The sequence below is a fragment of the Phascolarctobacterium sp. Marseille-Q4147 genome (assembly GCF_017968825.1).
Lineage (GTDB): Bacteria > Bacillota > Negativicutes > Acidaminococcales > Acidaminococcaceae > Phascolarctobacterium_A.
In genome coordinates this window covers 1,353,154-1,375,792 of sequence record NZ_CP072874.1, presented here as the reverse complement: position 1 = coordinate 1,375,792, position 22,639 = coordinate 1,353,154, and the positions used below count along the sequence as shown (strand labels likewise).

Annotated in this window: 21 protein-coding genes and 2 riboswitches; of the genes, 3 read left to right on the top strand and 18 right to left on the bottom strand. The window is 44.2% G+C overall.

Annotated features, from left to right (window positions below):
- Positions 1 to 81: 81 nt before the first annotated feature.
- A riboswitch (cobalamin riboswitch) is annotated at positions 82 to 254 on the bottom strand.
- A 190-nt stretch (positions 255 to 444) separates the two neighbouring features.
- The 7 genes from KAH19_RS06485 to KAH19_RS06455 form a co-directional block, all read right to left on the bottom strand.
- Positions 445 to 1,116, bottom strand: a complete 672-nt coding sequence (locus tag KAH19_RS06485; RefSeq protein WP_210683899.1) for an ABC transporter ATP-binding protein — start codon at positions 1,114 to 1,116, stop codon at positions 445 to 447.
- Complete coding sequence (locus KAH19_RS06480) at positions 1,103 to 2,011, bottom strand: ABC transporter ATP-binding protein (RefSeq protein WP_210683898.1); 909 nt, start codon at positions 2,009 to 2,011, stop codon at positions 1,103 to 1,105. The genes KAH19_RS06485 and KAH19_RS06480 overlap by 14 nt, the downstream gene beginning before the upstream one ends.
- Positions 2,005 to 2,826 carry an ABC transporter permease gene (locus tag KAH19_RS06475; RefSeq protein ID WP_210683897.1) on the bottom strand — a complete coding sequence of 274 codons (822 nt, stop codon included), beginning with the start codon at positions 2,824 to 2,826 and terminating at the stop codon, positions 2,005 to 2,007. Before KAH19_RS06475 ends, KAH19_RS06480 begins: the two co-directional genes overlap by 7 nt.
- Positions 2,819 to 3,721, bottom strand: a complete 903-nt coding sequence (locus KAH19_RS06470) for an ABC transporter permease (RefSeq protein ID WP_246869318.1) — start codon at positions 3,719 to 3,721, stop codon at positions 2,819 to 2,821. The genes KAH19_RS06475 and KAH19_RS06470 overlap by 8 nt, the downstream gene beginning before the upstream one ends.
- A 37-nt stretch (positions 3,722 to 3,758) precedes the next feature.
- The gene (locus KAH19_RS06465; RefSeq protein ID WP_246869317.1) at positions 3,759 to 5,300 is read right to left on the bottom strand and encodes an ABC transporter substrate-binding protein; all 1,542 of its coding nucleotides are present in this window, start codon (positions 5,298 to 5,300) and stop codon (positions 3,759 to 3,761) included.
- 89 nt (positions 5,301 to 5,389) lie between these two features.
- Positions 5,390 to 7,642 (bottom strand): TonB-dependent siderophore receptor, encoded by a 2,253-nt coding sequence (locus KAH19_RS06460; protein WP_210683894.1) that lies wholly within the window; start codon positions 7,640 to 7,642, stop codon positions 5,390 to 5,392.
- A gap of 191 nt (positions 7,643 to 7,833) precedes the next feature.
- A riboswitch (cobalamin riboswitch) is annotated at positions 7,834 to 8,006 on the bottom strand.
- A 281-nt stretch (positions 8,007 to 8,287) separates the two neighbouring features.
- The gene (locus tag KAH19_RS06455) at positions 8,288 to 9,673 is read right to left on the bottom strand and encodes an ATP-binding protein (RefSeq protein ID WP_210683893.1); all 1,386 of its coding nucleotides are present in this window, start codon (positions 9,671 to 9,673) and stop codon (positions 8,288 to 8,290) included.
- Positions 9,674 to 10,054: 381 nt separating this feature from the next.
- Here KAH19_RS06455 and KAH19_RS06450 point away from each other — a divergent pair, with 381 nt between their 5' ends.
- From KAH19_RS06450 to KAH19_RS06440, 3 genes are read left to right on the top strand one after another with little or no spacing between them, the layout of a single operon-like run.
- Positions 10,055 to 10,672, top strand: coding sequence for a MotA/TolQ/ExbB proton channel family protein (locus KAH19_RS06450; protein ID WP_246869316.1), 618 nt, complete (start codon positions 10,055 to 10,057; stop codon positions 10,670 to 10,672).
- Positions 10,672 to 11,082 (top strand): biopolymer transporter ExbD, encoded by a 411-nt coding sequence (locus tag KAH19_RS06445; RefSeq protein WP_009144651.1) that lies wholly within the window; start codon positions 10,672 to 10,674, stop codon positions 11,080 to 11,082. Before KAH19_RS06450 ends, KAH19_RS06445 begins: the two co-directional genes overlap by 1 nt.
- A complete protein-coding gene (locus tag KAH19_RS06440; RefSeq protein ID WP_210683892.1) occupies positions 11,082 to 11,822 on the top strand; it encodes an energy transducer TonB in 741 nt (246 codons plus the stop codon). The genes KAH19_RS06445 and KAH19_RS06440 overlap by 1 nt, the downstream gene beginning before the upstream one ends.
- A gap of 60 nt (positions 11,823 to 11,882) precedes the next feature.
- Here the strand turns inward: KAH19_RS06440 and KAH19_RS06435 are convergent, their stop codons facing one another.
- The 11 genes from KAH19_RS06435 to KAH19_RS06385 all read right to left on the bottom strand — a co-directional run bounded on the left by KAH19_RS06435 (position 11,883) and on the right by KAH19_RS06385 (position 22,196).
- Positions 11,883 to 12,809, bottom strand: coding sequence for a S1 RNA-binding domain-containing protein (locus KAH19_RS06435; RefSeq protein ID WP_210683891.1), 927 nt, complete (start codon positions 12,807 to 12,809; stop codon positions 11,883 to 11,885).
- Positions 12,802 to 13,158, bottom strand: a complete 357-nt coding sequence (gene rsfS / locus KAH19_RS06430) for a ribosome silencing factor (RefSeq protein ID WP_009144648.1) — start codon at positions 13,156 to 13,158, stop codon at positions 12,802 to 12,804. Before rsfS ends, KAH19_RS06435 begins: the two co-directional genes overlap by 8 nt.
- Before the next feature lie 12 nt (positions 13,159 to 13,170).
- On the bottom strand, positions 13,171 to 14,259 hold the full coding sequence (locus KAH19_RS06425) for an LCP family protein (RefSeq protein WP_210683890.1): 1,089 nt from the start codon (positions 14,257 to 14,259) through the stop codon (positions 13,171 to 13,173).
- A gap of 15 nt (positions 14,260 to 14,274) precedes the next feature.
- Positions 14,275 to 14,895: a bis(5'-nucleosyl)-tetraphosphatase (symmetrical) YqeK gene (gene yqeK / locus KAH19_RS06420; protein ID WP_210683889.1), complete on the bottom strand. Its 621-nt coding sequence runs from the start codon at positions 14,893 to 14,895 to the stop codon at positions 14,275 to 14,277.
- Positions 14,864 to 15,484, bottom strand: a complete 621-nt coding sequence (gene nadD / locus KAH19_RS06415; protein ID WP_363316381.1) for a nicotinate-nucleotide adenylyltransferase — start codon at positions 15,482 to 15,484, stop codon at positions 14,864 to 14,866. The genes yqeK and nadD overlap by 32 nt, the downstream gene beginning before the upstream one ends.
- A 36-nt stretch (positions 15,485 to 15,520) precedes the next feature.
- Positions 15,521 to 15,694, bottom strand: coding sequence for a hypothetical protein (locus KAH19_RS06410; RefSeq protein WP_021720142.1), 174 nt, complete (start codon positions 15,692 to 15,694; stop codon positions 15,521 to 15,523).
- Between the two features lie 59 nt (positions 15,695 to 15,753).
- Positions 15,754 to 16,968 carry an ABC transporter permease gene (locus tag KAH19_RS06405; protein ID WP_210683887.1) on the bottom strand — a complete coding sequence of 405 codons (1,215 nt, stop codon included), beginning with the start codon at positions 16,966 to 16,968 and terminating at the stop codon, positions 15,754 to 15,756.
- A gap of 19 nt (positions 16,969 to 16,987) precedes the next feature.
- Positions 16,988 to 17,728 (bottom strand): ABC transporter ATP-binding protein, encoded by a 741-nt coding sequence (locus tag KAH19_RS06400; protein WP_210683886.1) that lies wholly within the window; start codon positions 17,726 to 17,728, stop codon positions 16,988 to 16,990.
- Positions 17,729 to 17,743: 15 nt separating this feature from the next.
- Positions 17,744 to 18,817 carry an efflux RND transporter periplasmic adaptor subunit gene (locus tag KAH19_RS06395; protein ID WP_210683885.1) on the bottom strand — a complete coding sequence of 358 codons (1,074 nt, stop codon included), beginning with the start codon at positions 18,815 to 18,817 and terminating at the stop codon, positions 17,744 to 17,746.
- Between the two features lie 318 nt (positions 18,818 to 19,135).
- On the bottom strand, positions 19,136 to 20,410 hold the full coding sequence (locus KAH19_RS06390; protein WP_210683884.1) for an SLC13 family permease: 1,275 nt from the start codon (positions 20,408 to 20,410) through the stop codon (positions 19,136 to 19,138).
- A 511-nt stretch (positions 20,411 to 20,921) separates the two neighbouring features.
- Positions 20,922 to 22,196 carry an SLC13 family permease gene (locus tag KAH19_RS06385; protein WP_210683883.1) on the bottom strand — a complete coding sequence of 425 codons (1,275 nt, stop codon included), beginning with the start codon at positions 22,194 to 22,196 and terminating at the stop codon, positions 20,922 to 20,924.
- Positions 22,197 to 22,639: the final 443 nt, after the last annotated feature.

The following is a 22,639-nucleotide window of genomic DNA, read 5'->3' as shown; positions in this document are numbered from 1 at the left end:
TTTGGCAATAAAAAACGTCTTCCTGCAAAATTACAGAAAGACATACTCATCCCCTAGCAGCCTCCTGTCACTCGCAGTACACTCCCGTTAACTTTTTCAGGCAATTCTTCTGGCTCAGTTTCCTCGCAAGCCTCGCCTTCCCGGTTGCCCAGTGACATTATTAAGGCTTGCTCCACTTTACAGCTGCGTGACAGCGCAGGCTTTGCACCTGCTTACTTATTAAGTCTTTCGACACCTGATAGCTCTAGTTATTAAACTCATTTTGTAACATATGTTACAATTCGTTTGAAATTATAGCATACGTTCTACTTACTGTCAAGTGAATATTCTGATACTATAAACATAAAAAATGGGCAAACTAAAGTATAACTTTAATTTACCCGAGATTTTCTATCAGGCAATACATTTATCTAATCGTGATTTGTATAATCCAGATTAGATAAATTATACCAAGTGCCCCTGCTCTATATGCAAGACTCTGTCACAAAGCCACTCTGCGAGCTGTTTATCATGCGTAATAAACAAATATGCCAGTTGCTTTTCCTTGCGTATATCACGCAGCAAATGCAAAATCTGCGCCTGCACGGAGATATCCAGCATCGATGTAGGTTCGTCTAAAATGAGCAGCTTCGGCTCTAACAGCAGCGCTCTTACCAGACAGATACGTTGAATTTCGCCACCGCTTACCTGATGAGGATAACGCTGCAGAAGTTCAACATTCAGCTTTACTAAATCAAGCATCTCTTTGATTTTTTCTTCATCATAAGGCAGATTAAAAACAGTAAATGCTTCCCGCAGACTAGAACCTAAGGTCTGACGCGGGTCAAGAAAGCTTTCCGGACGCTGCGAAATAAACTGTACATTGCGTCTGAACGAACTTAAATTTTTTCCTGTCGCATTCGTAATATCTTGCCCCTGAAAATAAATTTTGCCGCAATCGCATGGCAACAGGCGCAGCAAAATACGTGCCAGCGTACTTTTACCGCTGCCGCTGCCACCCATCAGCGCCACAGCTTCACCGGGCTTGAGCTCCAGCGAAACATTATGCAGAAGCTCAAATGTTTTTCCGTTGCTGCGGTCAACAAAGCTTTTAGAAATATTTTCAGCCTTCAGCATACAAAAAGCACCTCACTTCCGCATCACCGACCTGCTGCATGGCAGGCTTTTCTTCCTTACAGCGTTTTGTAGAATAAGGACAGCGTGCCGCAAACTTACAGCCGGTAAAGCTTTCCCCCGGCATCGGTGCCTTTCCCGGAATGACCTGCAGACCATTCTTTGGTAAAGCCTGCAAAAAACCTTTGGTATACGGATGCAGCGGTTTATGCCAAATATCCGCATTATGCTCCAAAACCTGTCCTGCATACATCACCAGCACATCGTCACACACCTCTTGTGCCAAAGCAATATCATGCGTAATAATCAGCATACTTAAATGCAAATCCTGCTTAATCGTCAGCAAATTTTTGCGTACAACAGCGCCAACCTGTTCATCCAGACCTTTTGTCGGTTCATCAGCTAAAATCCATTCCGGCTTACTGCTGACAGCCATAGCGCACAATACACGCTGCAGCATACCACCGGAAAGCTCATGAGGATACGCTGCCAGAACACGCTCTGCTTCCTGCAGTCCAAACAAATGCAGACACTGCTTTTTATAGCTATTGTCACTATCGGCGATATTATGAACATTCAAAATATCCTGCATCTGCTTGCCTATTTTGCGCACAGGATTCAGCGACTCACTTGGGTTTTGCGGAATAATACCAAAAGCAGATAATATTTTCTTCACCTGCTCGCCATTATAAAGCACTCTACCCTTTTTTACGACTCCGGATGGCAAAATATTTAAAACAGCCTGCCCCAATACAGATTTACCGCAACCGCTTTCACCGATAATCGCAGTAAAATTCCCTCCGGGCAAGTTCAGGCTTACATCATCTACAGCATAAAATACGCCTTGCGGCAGCTTAAAGCCTACAGATATATTTTCTAACACCAGATTTTTTACCATTTGCGCACCTCATCAAGCTGATTGTCTAATCTGTCACGTAGATGCTCTCCGATGATATTCAGAGAATAAATCAGCAAAAATACAAACAGGCCGGGAATAATAATCAGGTGAGGCGAGCTGCGGTAATACATAATGGCATCATTAATCATTACACTCCAGTCGGGTGTAGGCGGCTGCACACCTAAGCCCAAAAAGCTCAAACCGGCAATCGCCAGTATTCCTCTGCCAAGACGAATAGTTACCAAAACCAGCAGCTTATTGGCAATATTGGGCAGCAAATGACTGAAAATAATCCGCCAGTCACTGCAGCCAAGGCAGTGCAGGCCTTCAATGAAAGGCTCTCCCATCAGCTGCAGCACTTCTGCACGCACAATACGCGAAAAGCCAGCCCAAGATGTCACAACCAAAGCCAAAACCAGACTATAAATGCTGGGACCGAGAATACCAGCCAAGGCTATCATAAAACAGCTTCCCGGTATACCTTGGAAAATATTGCTCAAAACGGTAAAGAACATGTCTAATTTACCGCCGTAAAAACCGCACAATAAACCAACGCCCACACCTAAAATCAACGCCAAAACAGATGAAATCAAGGTCAAAAGCATGGATGCCCTGCCACCATAAAGAATACGGCTGAACATGTCGCGCCCCAAAGCATCCGTGCCGAAGAAATGTTGCCAGCAGGGACTTTGCAGACGATTGGCCATATCCGGTTCAAAGGGATTATGCGTTGCCAGAAGCGGAGCTAAAATACTGCCGAGAATGATAAACGCAAGTACAAATATAGCAAAGTTAAGCTGTATTTTTTTAGTCATGTACTTCAGCGCCTCCTCTCAGCTTCGGATTCAGATAAAACATCAGTAAATCAACCGCTAAGGTTATCAATACCAAAAGCCAGCCTGTAAAAAGCACGTAGGCCTGCAATACAGGGTAATCGCGGAAGCGGATTGCTTCCAAAGCCATACTGCTGATGCCCGGCAAAGCAAAAATGCTTTCCGCAATAACAGAACCACCTAAAATACCTGCCAAATAATTACCCAGCAAAGCAATTACTGGCAGCATGGCATTAGGAAACGCATAGCAAAAAAGCAGCTTTATTTTGCTGATTCCGCGCACACGCGCTACTAGAAAATATTGCGAAGCAAATTCCGTCAGCAGCGAGCTGCGCATATAACGGCACACTGTTGCTGAAGTAGAAAACGAAACCGCCAACGCCGGCATAATAAAATACCGTAAGCTCTCACTGCCGCTTGTCGGAAGCAGGCGCAGCGTTTCACTGAACAGCAAAATCATCAGTAAAGCCAGCCAAAAACCGGGTACAGCTAAAAGTATATTAGTCAAAAACTGTACCGCATCATCCAGCCAGCTGTTTTTGTAAACAGCGCATAAGGTGCCCAAAGCAATGCCAACAACCGCAGCAATGGCCAATGCCAGTAGCGCTAGCTCCACCGTCACCGGCAGACGCAGCAAAAGCTCATGCAGAATATCCTTACCGGTAATGTAGCTGCTGCCGAAATTACCATGCAGCACCTGCATAAACCAGCTGAAATACTGCACATAAATTGGTCTGTTCAGGCCAAGCTCTTCCCGCATCGCCGCAATCTGTGCATCCGTAGGTGCATCCAGCCCATCCTGATTTAAAGCAAACTCCGCCGGATCGCCGGGTGATAATAGTCCTAAAACGAACGCCAGCAGACTGATGCCAATCATTACAGGCACTGCTAATAAAATTCGTCGATAACAATATCTAATCATAGTCCTCCGCCAATTCTACCTTGCTCAAATCCACACCGTAGATTAAAGGTTTATAATTTTTTAAACGCTTATTATAGGCAACGATATTCATATCGTTGAAAAGAGCCACTAACGGTTCTTCTTCTACCGCTATTTCCTGCACTCGGTCAAAAATCCGCTGGCGCTCTTTTGCATCAACTGTATGTTTTACCTCATGCATCAATCCCTGCAGTTCTTTATTCTGGTAGCCTGTGTGACTGCTTATATAGATAGAGCCCGTCGGCATCAAAAAGCTGTTAAGTACCTCATAGGGATCTCCGTTTGCCAGTCCCTTTTGCAGACGTGCAATATCATAATCGCCCTTGCGCAGCATTTTCGCTCTTGTAGCATACTCCAAAGACTGAATATGGACATCCAGTCCTATTTTACCCAACCAATAAGCAATCAGCTCAGCTTCGCCCTTCTGCAGCGGTTCCGCGCCGTTTATGCAATAGGTAACATCGCAGCGCTTATCCCCTAATACTTCATGTGCCAGCTGTTTAGCTTTTGCTAAATTATGCTCCAAGGGAAATTCCTTATAACCGGGGCTAGTGTAATTCAATACATTCATGGTTGGCTCTGCATAACCCATATATAATGCGTCGACAAGATTTTTGCGGTCAATAGCCAGACTTACGGCCTGACGCATGCGCACATCGTTAAAGGGAAAACGACTGTTGTTTAAAGCAAGATAACGTATCATTGTCGATTTATTGCTTGCCACAGCAAAGCGCTTATCTTGCTTGATTTCGTCAGCCAAAAACGGCGGTATCGCATTCAAATCCAATACTCCGTCAATTTCACCTGATTTAAGTGCTGCATAGCGTGTATCTGTATTGGGAATATTGCGAACAACAAAATCTTTTATCTTGCCTTTTTCACCCCAATAATTATCATTACGCCTTAAAACAACATACTTATTCATGACGTTCTCGGTTATTTTATATGGTCCGGTACCTATAGCTATATCCTTAAAATCACCATTGGCATCAAAGCATTCAGGAGCAAACATTGGACTGCCGAAATCCGTCATTTTATATAATTGATTAATATTCGGTTCTTTAAATACCAATCTGACAGTATATTCGTCCAGTTTTTCGTATCTGGTTAAGGAAGGATAATATAAGGCTAAAGATAAGCTGTAAAAATTAGAACGCTTCAAACCCTTTTTCATTCTGTCAAAATTAGCAATTACAGAATCAGCATTAAACTTCGTTCCATTTTGAAAATATACATTTCTTCTTAAACGAAATATCCATACCTTGCCATCATCCCGCATCTCCCAGCTCTCAGCCAGACACGGGGCAGGCAAGCCTGCTTCATCTCTCGTTATCAGCGGCTCCCATACGCCGAGTATCTTACTGCAATAATAGGCATCCTTATTACCGGGAGCAAGATGCCTGTAGGCAGCCAAGGTAACAATATTTTTGTTTTTATTATCTATGTGATTTTGCGATTCTTCCTGCTTGGCACAGCCGACACACAGTAAAAGCAACAGCAGCAGAAAAAAGCTCAATATTTTTCTCATATTCGCATACCATTATACATCTTGTTTATATAGAATAAAAGAGGGCAGAAAAACCGCCCTCTTTAAATTTTATTTTATTACAGACTAAATTCAGCAGACAAGAAGAAGGTTCTCGGAGTAGACAGGTAAACCTGATCACCGCGAGCAACAGTCCAATAATCCTTATCAAACAAATTGTAGCACATTGCACTGAATTTTACAGGAACGCTGTTCAGCTTAGTATTATAGGTTACACCTAAATCATAAACCATGTAAGCCGGTGCTTCCAGATGCTTGCTGTCTTTGGTAACAGTGCTGGAATTATAGTTTACAGTGTAGAACGGAGTGGTGCCGGTATAGGTTGCACGGCCGATTACGCTAAAGCTATCGTCTGCTTTATATTCCAAAGCTGCAGATGCACTCCATGCGCCCTGACCGGATTCGCGTACACCGTTTTTGTACTCATTGCCTTTACCCATGTTTTTATATTTAGCATCCAGATAAGCAAGGCCAACCATACCATACCATTTATCTGCTAATTTACCGTTAACAGATAATTCAAGACCTTTGTGGTTAACTTTACCATCTTGTACAAGGAAAGGTTTAGCGTAGCCTGCTACATCCTTGCTTACATTATTGGCTTGGTCAATATCAAAGTATGCCAAGGTATACATAGCACCTTTATTTTGATATTTCACACCAACCTCATTTTGTTTAACCTTGGTCGGCGGTAATACTTCACCGGAATTCTGGTAGCTGGTGCCGGCACTTGCACCGATATCAAAGTTCTCTGCATGGTTGCCATAGAACATTACATGCTCATCAGGTGCATAGCTCAAGGAATAAGTCGGGCAGGTTGCATCGGATTTAATTTCTTTACCCCAGGATTTGCTGGTTGCATTCCAGGATTTTGCCGTAGCAGCATGTTTGTGAATGCCAATCATAGCATCCCATTTGCCGAAGCTGATGCTATCCAGCAAGGAAACACCCCAAATAGAAGTTTTGTTGTTAGGTCTTGTAGTATAACCAATATATCTTGCATCAACATCCTGGAAGGAAGTTCCTGTGAAAATGTTGGAGCCGCCAACCAAAGTTGTACCGGGTACAGTTGTAGAACCGTTACGGTTTCTCCATGCCTTATCAGCAGACAGCATTACCTCATGCTTCAGCGCACCGGTTTCGAATTTATTCTTAGTGCCTAATTGAGCATAGTAAGAGCGTTGCGGAGTTGCACTGTTGGTCTGCAGGAAGTCATAATTACCTGCATCGTCCTTAATCCAATAGGAGCTCATATTCGGAGATACGTTTTGATTCAGCTTTTGTCTGCTGTAGCCAAAGTTAGCAAACAAAGTCCAATTATCATTCATGTATTGCTCATGATTCAAAGTTGCAAACCAGCCATAGCCTGCCTTCCAGGTACCTGCAGCAGCATAGTTTTTACCTCCGTCCGGAGCACTCGGAAGATGAGTTACACCGGGAATGGTTTGTTTAATGCTGTTACCGTTAGCATCCTTTACATTTGCTGTTCCGGGATTTGCCAATTTAAACCAGCGAATACCATTGTAAATATCCAGATCTCTATAGTTAGCAAAGAAATTAGTGCTGCTGTGTTTATCTTTATGGTCAACATTTACAGCAATGCCCTTTGCCTTCATATCTGCATCATTAACGGCTGTTTCACCATTCAGCAGCTCTGTATTCAGGCGCACGCCCCATTCACGTTTTTGGCCGAGACGTTGGCTGATATCCAGATATTCACCAAAGGAGCCTTTGCCGGAGAAGGTTTGTTTATACTTAACAAAGTCAGTATCACCGGCACGTTTTGTTCTGGCATTGATAATACCACCTGCAGTATTGGATTCATATTGAACACCGCTGGCACCTAACATAGAGTTAGGACCGGAAACAACATCAATGCCCTCCATAGCAAACATCGGAAGATTGAACTGAGTCATAACACCGTGTACACCATTTACGTACATAGCAGTACCATTGGTACGGAAGCCACGCACAGAAAAGTCACCGTGCAGAACACTGCCTGACGCTCTCACAGACGGAATGCCAACCAAAGCCTTATCCAAAGGCTCATTAGGTCCGAGGAATAAATCCATAGTCTTTTGCGCTACATTGGTTACGCTAAAAGGAGTTTTCATAACATCCTTTTCACCCAGCAGGCCGACAGAACCTTTAGCGTTAACCATTTCACCAGGCATTTGGTTGCGAGAACCTTCAACAACAACCTCATCCAGATTGCCATGAGCAACATCTTCTGCACTTGCGCTCATTACAAAGCCTACGCTGGCAATAGCGCACAGCACTGACATAACCAGTGCTTTTTTGTTTTTCAACATACTCAAACACCTCATTAAAAAATATATTTTTCAACCTTTGCCACCGAGCTGTCCGAGTTTCGCGTGCGGCTCCGGTTAAAAGCATGTTTTATTGTGGGCGTTCCGTATTCCGGCAAGAAAAAACGCCCTTCTGCACAATGACAGAAAAGCGCACTTGTACTTTACCATTCTCCTGTCACTCGCAGCATACTTTGGTCTTTTCTTTCTCAGGCAATTCTTCTGGCTCAGTTTCCTCGCAATCCTCGCCTTCCCGGTTTCCCAGTGACATCCTTTAGGCTTGCTCCACTTTACAGCTGCGTGACAGCGCAGGCTTCGCACCCGCTTACTTATTAAGTCTTTCGACACCCGATAGGTCTATAATATTCATTTGTTCATTATTGCAATCTACTTTTTCACGCAGAATTATAGCATAACGCACATACTACGTCAAGTAACATGAAATTGCATTAGCAATCAACAACAATTGATATATATCGCTGTTATGTTAGAACAGTTTACATATTATCATTACCTATAATATTAGTTTAATTAGTTTGCCAAAGTAAGTATATAGAATATTTTACTACTCTAAAAATAAATAACTCTGAGAAGTCAAAGTAAAACTTCGGTTTCTCAGAGTTTTTATGATTTTTCTATCCTACACACCTAAACCAACTCATCTAAGGAAACTAACTTTATTCCCTGTTCTGCCGCATAAGCAACCGCTTGCTCTGTATAACCGGCTTTTGAGAAGAAATAATAATATAAGCTTTTATCCTGCGCTACTTTTTTTGCTAAGAAATGCTTAAGATCCTTTACATCCACCGGTCTGTGCTTATATTTACACTCGCCCAAAAGTATTTGCGTTTGCCTGTAATCAACTGCCATAATATCTATCTCATCAGTCTTGTTCCACCAGCGACCAATCTTGGTAAAATAAAACGGTAAACTATGTTTTCTGTTCTGCTTACGTAAATATTGCTGACAAACATCTTCGAATACATATGATGTAAAACGCTCCAGCTCAGGCTTGACAACATATTGATAAATTCCTTCTGCATCGCCTGATTCCAGCTCAGATAAATTCGGGAAAACAAAGGCATACCAAAAACCGAAGAAATTGTCGGTAACCTTATATAAGCCTCTCTGTGTATTAGCTTGCTCCTTAATATTGGCATCCACAGAAAACTCTCTGCACAAAATTCCCAATTCCAAAAGATTTTTCAAATATACACTCAGCTTGCTTTTATCAATCTGCGTTTTTTGATAAATATCATTTAATTGGGTATTGCCTAACGCAACTGCTTCAATTACTGCATTATAAACGCTCGTCTCGCGCAGTTCCTGACGCATAAGAAACTCCACTTCACTGTAAAGCACACTGCCTCTGCTTAAAATACTACGCACAATATTTTCATCGAGAGAGTATTTATCGGAAAACTGCTTTAAATAATGCGGAATACCACCCAAAATTGCATAGGCAGTAATCTTATCCTCAATGCTGTAATTAGGAAAAAACTGTTGAGCAGAATAAAAATCCATTGCCTGCATTTTTAAAATTCCCGTAGCACGTCCATAAAGCGGATTTTTCTCTGCTAAAACTTCTTTTTCTATAAATGACATTGCACTGCCACACAAAATCAGCATTACGTTAGACTGCTTTAAAACCTCATCCCACAGCTTTTGCAAAATAGAAGGAATAGCATTATTCCCCTTAACCATATAGGGGAATTCATCAATAACTACAACTATTTTTTTATCTTTTGCCAGCTCCGTTATACTGAGCAAGGCCTGCTCCCAATCACTAAAGCGTGTAATATATTTTGCCGCCTGCTGATTCTTTTCCAATAATCGCTTACTAAACGCTTCAAGCTGTTTTTCATCAATAATTTCTGTGCAAGTATAAAAAATGTGCTCTTTATCTTGACAAAATTGACGCAGCAGCTCTGTTTTGCCTACACGTCTTCTGCCGTAAAGCACTACAAGCTGACCATCCGCACTGTTATATCGGTCCTCTAAAAATTTCAGTTCTTCCTCACGGCCAATAAACATCTTACTCACCTCATTTATCTAATCGTGATTTGTATAATCTGGATTAGATAAATTATATACCATTATAAGGAAGTCTGCAAGAGATAGGCAGTTGAAAGAGAAAAAATAAAGGTATGCTTTGAATTCTCAAATTTCTTTATGTCTTTTCCATTAATTTCTACATAAAGAAATACCTCGCTTTTATTTTTCTGCTACCTTAAGTCAACATTGTTACATTCTAAACACTTTCAGCTAATTATCTCCCTTAACCTCTTGCATTTTACATATTGATAATATATACTATAAATTAACACAATTCAGCTTGTAACATTTTTCAAAACAAGCTGTGGCAGTTGCTGCTGCCAAAAAATTTTTATGATGAGTATTTTTAGGAGGCAATTCATGGAAGCAATTCAACAAACAATTATGTATTTTCACAAAGGCGGTCTCGTTATGTGGCCGCTGCTTTTCTGCTCAATCGCAGTAATTGCGATTGCTATTGAGCGTTTTCTGTTTTACAAGGCAGAAGACAGCGGTCAGCCCTTTGCCGCTAAGTATTGCGAACTTTTGCGAGCTGACGAAAGAGAAGAAGCTTTTCAATTAGCTGAAGCAACCACCGGCGAATGCGCTAAAATCGTTGCTGATGCTGCAAAAATCACCGACGGCAGAGAACAGCAAAAAGCATTTTTGGAAAGCCAGGCAGGTATTTTCATTGCTAAACTGAAAAACAAACTGGACTACCTTGCTATTATCGTTACTATGTCCCCGCTGCTGGGCCTGCTCGGTACCATCGTTGGTATGATCGGCGCCTTCAGTATCTTCAATCTGGAATCCGGCGCTCCTATCGCTATTACCGGCGGTATCGGCGAAGCACTTATCGCTACCGCTACCGGTCTTTGCGTAGCTATTCTTTCCTTGTGCGCACACTCTTATTTTGCTCATCGTATGGATAATATGATTACCGACATGGAGCAATGCTTCAGTGCTCTTCTCGAAGCAGAAACAAGGAGTGGTAAATAATGCAGCTGCGCAATGTACGTGATAGAAAAACACCGGAGCTTATTATTATCCCTATGATCGATATCATGTTCTTCCTGCTGGTATTCTTCATGCTCAGCACAATGTACATGATCGACCTGAAAACCATTCCCGTAAAACTGCCGCAGGCAGCACATGCTGCTACTGATACAACGACAACCTTCGCTGTATCCCTGAAAAATGACGGCTCTCTTTATCTTGGCGATGCGCCGACAGATATCCAATCTTTAATAACCCAATCCTCAATCGAGCAAAAAAATAATCCTCGTTTTGCTATTGTTATCAGAGCTGACAAGGATGTTGATTACGGTCGTGTTATTGAACTTATTGATAAACTTAAAGGCGCAGGTATTACCCGCTTTGGTTTGGCAACGGATGGAGCTGGTAAATAATGAATTCTGGTCAACGCAGTAGAATCGGTTTTATCGGTTCTATCGTAACACATATTTTTATCTTACTTTTCGTAAGCTTCGTCGGACTGTTTAATTTATCGCATCCGCCTGCTAACGATATCGTAGAGGTATCACTGTTCGGCGGCGGCGGCGGTGGCGGCAATGATGCCGATATCGAAGACAGTAATGCAAACGACGAAGAAAACTCTACTGAAGAGGAGGTACAGGAAGAGCCTACACCGGATCCGGATGCTATCTGGAAAAACGATGACAACAAGCCTCAACCTGTACATAAAAAATCTGCTGTAAAAAAAGTTGCCCGTAAGGGCAGCGGCACCGGTCAGGGAAGCGGCCACGGCAGCGGTGTCGGCCCCGGCACAGGCTCCGGCAGTGGCGGCGGTAACGGCAGCGGCCACGGCACAGGCAATGGCAGCGGTTACGGTTCCGGCAATGGTAACGGCGCTGTAGCTGTTATGCCGCGTATTATCCGCAAGATTGACCCTGTATATCCTGCTGCAGAACGCAATGCAGGCATCACCGGTTCAGGCGTTGTACGCCTTCTGGTCAATACCAACGGTACTGTTGATGAGGTTACCCTCGTAAGCTCCAGCGGTAATGCTAACCTCGACCAGGCAGGTATCAATGCCGCTTATAAATGGCGCTTCACCAGCGCTGTCGGTACTAACGGCCAAAAGGTTCGCTGCTATTTGCGCTTACCTTTCACCTTCAGACTGCGATAATTAAAACCTGTTAGCTGAAAAACTCAGCTAACAGGTTTTTTTGTGCTTCAAATATTAAATTTACTTTTCTTGATGACCTTCAGTCAGATAGGTCCAGCCGTTCTCCTGACGCACCTTGCCCTCTTTCATCAGATGGCCCAGAGCACGCTTGAAGGCAGCCTTGCTGATACCAAACTTCTGCTTGATAATCTCCAGCGGCGTAGAATCGCAGTAAGGCATGCTGCCATTGCGCTTCACCAGGAAATCATAGATATCCTGAGCATCCGCAACAAGTGCATTCTCCTTCTGCAGACGCATAGAAACGTTAATACGTCCATCCTCGCGCAGATAGGTTACACGGCAGGTAACCTCCTGGCCGAAGTCAAGTCTGCCACCAGGCACTTCACTGCGATGCAAGAAAGCAATAAAGCGTTGGTTTGTAAAGAGGAAGAAGCCTTCCGGCAGAATGTTGTAAATCGTACCGGTAACCTTATCACCGATTTTCAAGCCTTCTGCAGGCTTCGAAGCCTTCACCATATCTTCTTCTACGCGCATCGTCACAGCCTGACGGCCGCTCTTATCGCGATACAGTCTTACCCATACGAGCTGACCGGGGTTTACATGACCGCGCATCTGGCTATAGGGCAGGAACACACCACGCTCTGCGCCGATATCAACGAAGCCGCCGTCACGGGTAACGCTCAGCACACGTACATAGCCTAATTGGCCTTCACGCATCTTCGGCAGCTTCATGCTGGCCGTCAGACGCTTGCTGGGATCAAGGTAAAGATATACCTTTACCTCATCGCCAATATTAACCTCAGAGGTCTGCTGCAGCTTATGCAGCATGATATCGTCAGAGGTGTTACCGGTGCCTGCGTCAAGGAATGCGGCATTTTCATTTGCACGCACAACCTTGAGGCTGACTACATCACCGGGACGGTATTTAGTATTGTTCGTAACAACAGGAGCCTTCTTGCTTCTGCTGAATTTTTTATTATCAATCATCCGTATTCTCCACAAAGCTTTCAGACGGAGCATCTGCCCACAGCTGCTCTAAATTATAAAAATCGCGTTCTTCCTCCAGGAAAACGTGAGCAACAACATCACCGTAATCCAACAGTACCCAACGTGCGTCAGCATAGCCTTCCTTGTGGGTAGGATGCACGCCTGCTTCTGCCAGCTTGTCTTCGATATTATCGGCAATTGCCTTAACCAGAGTGCTGTTGCCGGCACTGCAGATTACATAAAAATCGGTAACGGGAGATAAGCCTTCCATATTTAATAAAAGTATATCCTTTGCTTTTTTGTCATTGGCCGCAGCCGCAATTTTTTGTGCAATGTCTTTAGTTTCCATTAAACATCCTCCTTAATTATTGCTTGCCTTTTCAGCAAGCTTTGCTTCTTTTTCCAATTCATCTCTATCCTTAGGCTGCAGATGCTCCTTCGGCTCTTCTTCTGCTTCTGTTGCGGTATCTTCCTCATCTTTAAGATAAGGTATACCAAGCTCATCCAAGGATTTGTTTACGTCAGCCTGCTCGGCATTCCAATAGCTTACACCGGAGCTATCGTCAAATTTGCCATAAAGCATACAGCTGCGCAGCTTGTCATCACCAAACAGTTTAAAGCTGTTGGCAGCCTTAAGCATCGTCAAGGTATTAAGATCTGTTTCTACATATTTGTCCAGCGTTGCCAGCAGACTGCTTATTTTGCCCACATTTTGCACGGAAAACATCTGCTCGGCAGCTGCCTTCAGGAATTTCTGCTGTCTTTGCACGCGTCCGATATCACCAAGCTCATCCTTGCGGAAGCGCACATATTTACCGGCAGTTTCACCATCCATATGCTGATAGCCATGTTTGATATCAATAACCAAATCAGCATAAGGATCCTCGTAATACATATCCTTGTCTACATAAATATCTACGCCGCCGATTAAATTTACAACATCAATAAAGCCGCGCCAGTTTGCCAACGCATAATAATGGATAGGCACACGCAGCAGATTAGCCACGGTCTGCTTTGCCATCACAGCTCCGCCATAGGCATAGGCTGCATTAATTTTTTCCGGATCCTTGTGTCCCGGAAGCACTACCTTCGTATCACGCGGAATAGATAAAACCGCTACCTTATTATTCTGCGGATCAAAGCTCAGCAGAATAATCGCGTCTGTACGCTTAGGCTCGCTTTCCGCTGCCTCACTGTCGCCATCATCAATGCCCAGCAGCAGAACGTTGATGCGTTCATTGAGCTTCTGGTCATCACGTATTTTATCGTCTGCCGCAGTTACGCTTACATGCGGCGGATTGATAAAATTGTTATAAATCCAACAGGTTCCGAAAAAAAGTGCTGTTCCTAACAGACCTGCAAAAAGCAGTAAGCAAAGCAATCTTCCCCAGCGAAACTTGCGTCTGGTACGACGTTTTGCCGGCTGCTGTTGATTATTATTTTCTTCCATACTTGCCCTGCCTGCCTATTTGTTATCTGATTTCTGCGCCAGCATCAGCTCATTATAGCCGTCAATGCAATGCGGATGAATTAATTGTCCGCCGGCAAGCAGATATTCAATAGTATTGCTGTAAGCCTTAAGCATTGCTTTATCAAGGCTTTTATGTGCCAGCTTGCGCAAATCCTCTATCCCCGGGAAATCTCTTCCCGGTTCAATCATATCTGCCAAAAATACAACCTTTGCCAAATCCGTCATATGAGCGGCACCAGTTGTATGCTGCGCAATACCTGCCAAAATTTCCTTATCTGTTACACCATACTTGGTCTGCGCATAGTATACGCCTAATTTAGCATGCAGCAAAATCGGCTGGTTACGTTCTACATCATCGATAGCAATTCCCAGTGCATCTGCCTTCGCCGCACTTTCCTTGCTGGCAACCTCACGGCCACAATCATGCAGCAGCGCGCAAATCGCTATTTTTTCTTCCGGCAGCTTATGTGACTTTGCCAGTTCCAAAGCGGTTTCGTAAACGTGTACGGAATGCTTATAACGCTTCGGCGGCAAGGAAGCCTGCAAAAGCTGTTTCATTTCGTCTATTGTCATCATTTCTGCTTCATCCCTGCCTTTGATATAAATTGTGAGCATTGATATATTGCTCCACAGCCCGCGGCACCAAACCCGCCAGGCTCGCTCCTTCATGCAGCCTTGTCCTTATTTCGGTAGATGAAATATCATATTCGGGTGTATGCAGCAACATAATTCTTTCTGCGGCAGCAGCGCCCAAATGATGCACTACCTCTTCCATCACACCTTCGTAACCCGGTCTGCCGGCAGCTACAAAGGTTGCCAGCTGCAGCATTTCGTTGATAGAATTCCATGTATGCAGTTGAGCCACCGAATCAGCTCCGATAATAAAATAAAGCTCCTTATCCGGATATATCTGCCGCAGCTCACGCAGGGTATCTATCGTATAGGATACGCCGCTACGCCGCAGCTCCATATCCGACACGGTAAAATGCGGATACGGCTTTACCGCCAGCTCAGTCATCGCATAACGATGCTCTGCCGGCGCATAATCCTGCCCTACCTTATGCGGTGGTACAAAAGCCGGGATAAAAATAATTTGTTCCAGTGCAATACGTTCGTAAACAGCTTCAGCAATACGCAGATGCCCTATATGAATAGGATCAAAGGTCCCGCCTAAAATACCAAGTCCCTTTCCCGTCACAGTCATCCTCCTTGCTCAACACTTTTCTATTATTTTATTATATCAATCACTCAGCATTTGTACAACCTTCTGCAGCAGAATTATTATCGCAATAAGCAATAAAATTCCCTTTGTACGGTCTTTGAAATCAAAAACAGTTTTAGGCCTTCTCAGATAATCTGAAAAGGCCTGCAAATAATCTTTAAATGTAGGGGGTTTAGGTTCTCGTTTTGTCATTTTTTCTCCAATTTTAAAGATAAAGTGAAGATATCCTATCTTCACTTTATCATATTATTTTACTCGTATCTCAAAGCATCAATCGGGTCAAGCAGCGCTGCCTTACGTGCCGGGTAAATGCCGAAGAACAGACCGATGCCGACAGAAAAGAATACCGCAATAACAATCGCCCAAACGGAAATAACCGTATTCCAGCCTGCCATACTGCTGATGATGCAGGAAGCACCGATACCGAGTATTACACCTAAGGTGCCGCCGATAATACCTATTACCATGGATTCAACCAGAAACTGCAGCAGGATATTATTATATGTAGCGCCCAAGGCCTTGCGGATACCAATCTCACGTGTACGCTCTGTTACAGACACCAGCATAATATTCATAATACCGATACCGCCTACCAAAAGGCTGATAGCAGCAATGCAGCCGAGAAGTATTGTAATATTATTGGCTGTTTCCATCATAGTTTCCATAATCTGCGCCATATTGCCTACGGTGAAATCATCGTTAGCGCCCTCTTTAATCTTGTGGCGGGTACGCAATACCTGTTCTACATCAGCCTGTACATCATTAATAATATTTTCATTCTCAGCCTGTACCGTGATGCGCTGTACATTCGTAATACCCATCATGCGGTTCTGTGCCGTTGTCAGAGGAACATAAACCACGTCGTCCTGGTCCATGCCCATGCTGCCCTGGCCCTTGCTTTTCAAAACACCGATAACCTGAAACGGTGCCTTGTTAATACGCATAATCTTACCCACAGGATTGCCCTCGGGGAACAGGCTGTCAGCAACAGTCTTACCGATAACTGCCACCCTGCCGCGGCTTATGAGGTCGCGATCATTCAAAATACGTCCGTCATCAACCTCAAGACTGGAAATGGTAAAGTTGCTTGGCGTTGTACCTTCAACACGGCTGGTCCAGTTCTGATTGCCTGCAACCATCTGATAGCTTCTGTTGACACTAGCCGTAATGTTGGCAATGCCGTCAACCTGCTTCCCGATAGCCTGCATATCATCATACGTCAGCTTAACGCCTTCACCAGCTGCCAGACGTGCACCACTGGCAGTACGGCCGCCGGAGGTAATAATCAGCAGGTTACTGCCCAGCTTGGAGATATTGCTCTTAACATTCTCTTTCAGGCCAAAGCCCAAGCTGACCATCGCAATAACAGCACCAACACCGATGATAATACCAAGAAGCGTCAGGAAGGTACGCAGCTTATTGGAGACCATGCCCTGCAAAGCCATTTTAATGCTTTCATTCAACATAAATATCTACCTTCCTTTATCAGCTCTGCGTACCGTCACGCATCTGCTGCAGCTCTATAGCAGCATAATCAGTCTTGCCGCCGCTGCGTTCATCACTTACCAGCTGTCCGTCGCGCATTACCAGAATACACTTCGTCTGCTCGGCAATATCAGGCTCATGGGTAACCATAACCACAGTCTTGCCGCTTTCATTCATTTTCTTGAAGATATCCATAATCTCGTAACTGGATTTTGTATCAAGATTGCCTGTAGGCTCATCGGCCATAATAATCGCCGGATTATTGATTAAGGCTCTGGCAATGGCTACACGCTGACGCTGACCGCCGCTCATCTCCATAGGCTTATGCTCCAGCCTCTCGCCCAGGCCAACAGCCTCCAGCGCCTTCTTAGCGCGCTCCATGCGCTCTTCTTCATCCACACCGGCATATACCAACGGCAAAGCTACATTCTCCTGCGCTGTCAGCTTAGCCAACAGATTAAAGTTCTGGAAGACAAAGCCTATCTTTGCGTTACGTGTATGCGCCAGCTCATCGTCATCATAGCCGGCAATCTCCTTGCCATCAAGAAAATATTCGCCGGAGGTCGGTCTGTCCAGACAGCCAAGAATATTCATCATTGTTGATTTACCGCTGCCGGAAGGACCCATGATAGAAGTAAATTCACCTGGTTCTATCTTCAGATTTACGTGATAAAGCGCGTGTACCACGCTGTCACCCATCTGATATGTTTTCATAATATCTTTTAATTCGATAACAGACATAAAGCTAACGCCTCCTTAGTGCATCGGCGGTGGGCCCATTCTGTTACTGGTCTGCTTGCTGACAGCCTTCTTCACCAGCAGCTTGTCACCAACATTAAGACCGGTTGCCGTAACTGCTACCTCACTGTCGCTTGTCAGGCCGAGTTTTACGTCCACATCACGTGTTTCCTTAGTCTTTTCGTTATATACCTTTACGTAACGGCGGTTGCCCTCGCTATAAATGCAGTTCAGAGGCACAATCGTTACATCGTTTGCTTCATCGATAATAATCTCGGTTCTTGCTGTCATAGTCGGCAGCAGCTTGCCCTTAGCATCATCAACGGTAACATAAACCTTATAATAGATAACGTTGTTTTCCGTAGTTGCACTGCGGGAAATCAAGCGCACCTTACCGGTAAATGTTTCGTTTGGATAAGCATCAACAGTAAATTTGACCTTCTGTCCATCCTTGACCTGACCGATATCGGACTCGTCAACCATTGCTTCAATCTCCATATTATCCAGCGTTGCCACAGACATAATAACCTGCGGTGTGCTGATACCGGAGCTGATGGTCTGGCCAACCGGGGTAGGCTTACCAATAATATAACCGGAAATCGGTGTAGTAATAACAGTGTCGTTAACGTCAGAAGCAGCCTTTTCATAGTTACTCTTGGCTACAAGATAATCGGCCTCCACACCATCAAATGTTGATTGGCTGATTGCACCGCGGTTCAGCAGGTTCAGATTACGTTCATAGTTAGCCTGAGCGTTATGCAGCTTGGCCTGCATCTGTGCCAACGTTGCGTTCAAAGATGTAGCATCAAGGCGCACCAGTACGTCACCGGCATTAACATGCTGGTTTTCCTTAACCAGTACCTCAACAATTCGTCCGGTAATCTTGGAGCTGATATCAACATTATCCTGTGCGCTTAATGCGCCGGTTGCCGAAACAGTTTCCGTAATGTTGCCTTTTTTTACTTCGCCCATCTTAACAGCAGCAGTTGTAACCTGCGTGCTTTGATAATATTTATAGCCGCCATAGCTGCCTGCAAGCAAAATCGCAGCTGCTACGAGGATATATTTATTCTTTTTCACAAAACTCATCATTTGGCATCCCTCATTCTTAGATATATTCCTTTACTATTATAACCTCTACTCTTTTTGAGGTCAAAGCAAGTATAGCAAAAAGATGTGTTTTTTTTATGGCACCATTAACAAAATTCAACACACATAACAAAAACCCCCGTCACTTTCGTGACAGGGGTTAATTTGCATTTACGATAAAGCATATGGTGCTTTATTCGTCTTTAATTCCCCAGGCTGGCGAGAAAGTGCCAGAGGCGAGGAACGGATGCCGCCGGCGTACTTCCAGTACGTCAAGGCATTTGCGACGAAGCATATGGTGCTTTATTCGTCAGTCTGGAATTATTTGCCGGGGAAGAACGGCCAAACCATCGGAATAACGATCAGGGATACGATGAAGCATACGATTACGAGACCGCAACCAGCTTTCAGGTAGTCCATGAATCTGTATCCGCCAGGGCCAAGTACCAGAGTGTTCGGAGGAGTACCTACCGGAGTTGCGAATGCGCAGGATGCTGCAACAGCGATAGCCATCAGAACTGCTTTCGGGTCAGCGCCCAGGTTTTGGGAAATTGCAATACCAATCGGGCACAGCAGAGCTGCAGATGCGGTGTTGGACATGAACTGAGTCAGACCGCAGGACAGGATGAACAGTACACCGGTTACAACCAGCGGAGAAGGAGCGCCGCCCATCAGGCCAACAGTCCATTCAGCGATGAGTTTACCAGCGCCGGTTTTATCCATAGCGGAGGATACAGGCATCATGCCAGCGAACAGGAAAATGGTTACCCAGTCGATGGAAGCATAAGCTTGTTTTTCAGTCAGGCAGCCGGTCAGTACGCACAGCAGAGCGCCGATGATAGCAGCCATTTCCAGGGATACGCCCGGGATACCAACAGCCATTACCAGGATTACGCCCAGCAGGATAACGCCGGAAACCATTTGTTTAGATCTGGAAACTTCGTTAGCCTCTACCTCTTGCTCGATTTCTTGGTCAGCATCGAGTTGTTTGTTCGGGAGCAGATATTTGCCCAGGAACATCATGTAGAGCATACCAGCTACGGAGATAGGAACACCGATCCAAGCGAATTCGAAGAAACCGAACGGCTCGATACCAGCAGCATTCATTGCACCTACTGCAATGATGTTCGGCGGGGTACCTACCATGGTGATGATACCGCCCCAACCGCAAGCGAATGCCAACGGCATTAACTGACGGGAAGCAGGAATTTTAGCTGCAGAGCAGATGCCCAGTGCAACCGGCAGCATGCAAGCTGCGGTACCGGTGTTGGACAGAACTGCGGACATTACAGTACCAACGATCATCAGACCGAACATCAGGCTGTTTTCGCTGGTGCCGCACATTTTAACTACGGTGTTACCAATTTCTTGAGCCAGGCCGGTGTAGAACATGGAAGCGCCTACAACGAACATACCTGCAAAAAGTACTACAGTAGAGTTGGACAGACCGCTGAATACTTGCTTAGCAGGGATCAGACCTAACAGGCCACATGCCACAGAGGCACCAATAGCAGTAACTGCGAGAGGAATAAGTTCAGTTACGAAGAATAATGCAACTACTGCCAACAGAATAAGACATTTGATAGCTGGGGACATTGTTTTCCTCCTTAAAATAAATAAAAATGTTTTGTTGTCTGTGTGTCACTATACACACTGAAGGTCATCAATAAAATAATTCTACAAGTTATCAGTAAGTTCTATCATTAAAAAATTATAGAGCTTACATTTTAGCCAAAATTTCATTAGTTAAAGGCTTTTAGTTTTCCTCACTTACATAACTTACTTTATTGGCTTTTTCACTTACTTTAATTACTTAATTGTCAACAGTGTTAAGTTTAACACACTTCTGACAAATTTGCAAGCCTTTTTCATTTATTTTATTCCTGTGCTTTACATGTTCTTCCACTCAGCTTATTGTATATTTATGCATAAATTTGCTTGTTTATTATTATATTCTCTTGTACACCATTCTTTAAAAAAATATGTCTGTATGTTCACTCTTAGTTTCACGTATTCTGGCTGCTATTATCCCTATTTTGAACAACAAAAATCCCCGTCACTTTCGTGACGGGGATTGATTTGCATTTTAGCTTACTAACCTAACAAATTATTTGCCAGGGAAGAACGGCCATACCATCGGGATAACAACCAGGGATACTACGAAAGCTACCAGAACCAGACCGGTACCAGCTTTTACATAGTCCATGAATTTGTATCCGCCAGGGCCAAGTACCAGAGTGTTCGGAGGAGTACCTACCGGAGTTGCGAATGCGCAGGATGCTGCAACAGCGATAGCCATCAGAACTGCTTTCGGGTCAGCGCCCAGGTTCTTGGAGATTGCAATACCGATCGGGCACAGCAGAGCTGCGGATGCGGTGTTGGACATGAACTGAGTCAGGCCGCAGGACAGGATGAACAGAACTGCGGTTACAACCAACGGAGAAGGAGAGCCACCCATCAGGCCAACAGTCCATTGAGCGATAAGTTTGCCAGCGCCGGTTTTATCCATAGCAGAGGATACAGGCATCATGCCAGCGAACAGGAAGATGGTTACCCAGTCGATAGAAGCATAAGCTTGTTTTTCAGTTAAGCAACCGGTCAGTACGCAAACCAGAGCACCGATGATTGCTGCCATTTCCAGGGTTACACCTTTAATGCCGAGAGCCATTACCAGAACAACTGCCAGCAGGATAACGCCAGAAACGATTTGTTTGGATTTAGAGGTTTCATTTGCTTCGATTTCTTGCTCGATTTCTTGGTCAGCATCGAGTTGTTTGTTCGGGAGCAAATATTTGCCTACAAACATCATGTACAGCATACCAGCTACAGAAACCGGAACACCAATCCAAGCGAATTCGAAGAAACCGAAAGGCTCAAGACCAGCAGCGGTCATAGCACCGGTAGCAATGATGTTAGGAGGAGTACCTACCATGGTGATGATACCGCCCCAACCGCAAGCGAATGCCAACGGCATTAACTGACGGGAAGCAGGAATCTTAGCTGCGGAGCAGATACCGAGTGCTACAGGAAGTAAGCAAGCTGCGGTACCGGTGTTGGACAATACTGCGGACAGTACGGTACCAACGATCATCAGGCCGAACATCAGGCTGTTTTCGCCTGTGCCGCACATTTTAACTACGGTATTACCGATTGCTTGTGCGAGGCCGGTGTAGAACATGGAAGCGCCAACTACGAACATGCCTGCGAACAGAACAACGGTGGAGTTAGACAGACCGCTGAATACTTGTTTTGCAGGAATCAAGCCTAAGAGGCCGCATGCGATAGCTGCGCCGGTAGCAGTAACTGCAAGAGGGATAAGTTCGGTTACAAAGAATAATGCAACTACTGCCAACAAAATAAGACATTTGATTGCTGGGGACATTTTATGTTCCTCCTTTTAAAATTAATTTATATACAATGCCGAGGGAGACATTCTATATCAGCTATTAATATGTAGTTTTCAAAGAACTTACGGAAATCGCTTATGTATTTTCTTGCATTTCCATGTACCTATTATAACACTATAAGCGTAAAATAAAAAGTTATTTTATTGAAAAATTTACATTATTAACGTAAATAGTGTTTTTCTGTTACACACTTCTATATTGCAATTTATGGACATAACTGTCATGGTGTTTTATTTTTATACTTTTATATGCTTTCCCGGAATTAAGTTAAACTATGAGTGAATGATTTTTGAAACGTGTATAAGCCTTTTGTCTGAAAATTATCTTAATTCTCTTTATAAAATCTGCTCTGATAAATTACAGCTTTCTGCTCTAAACCCCATTATATCAAGGGTTTGCGATTCATATAATTTTTTTA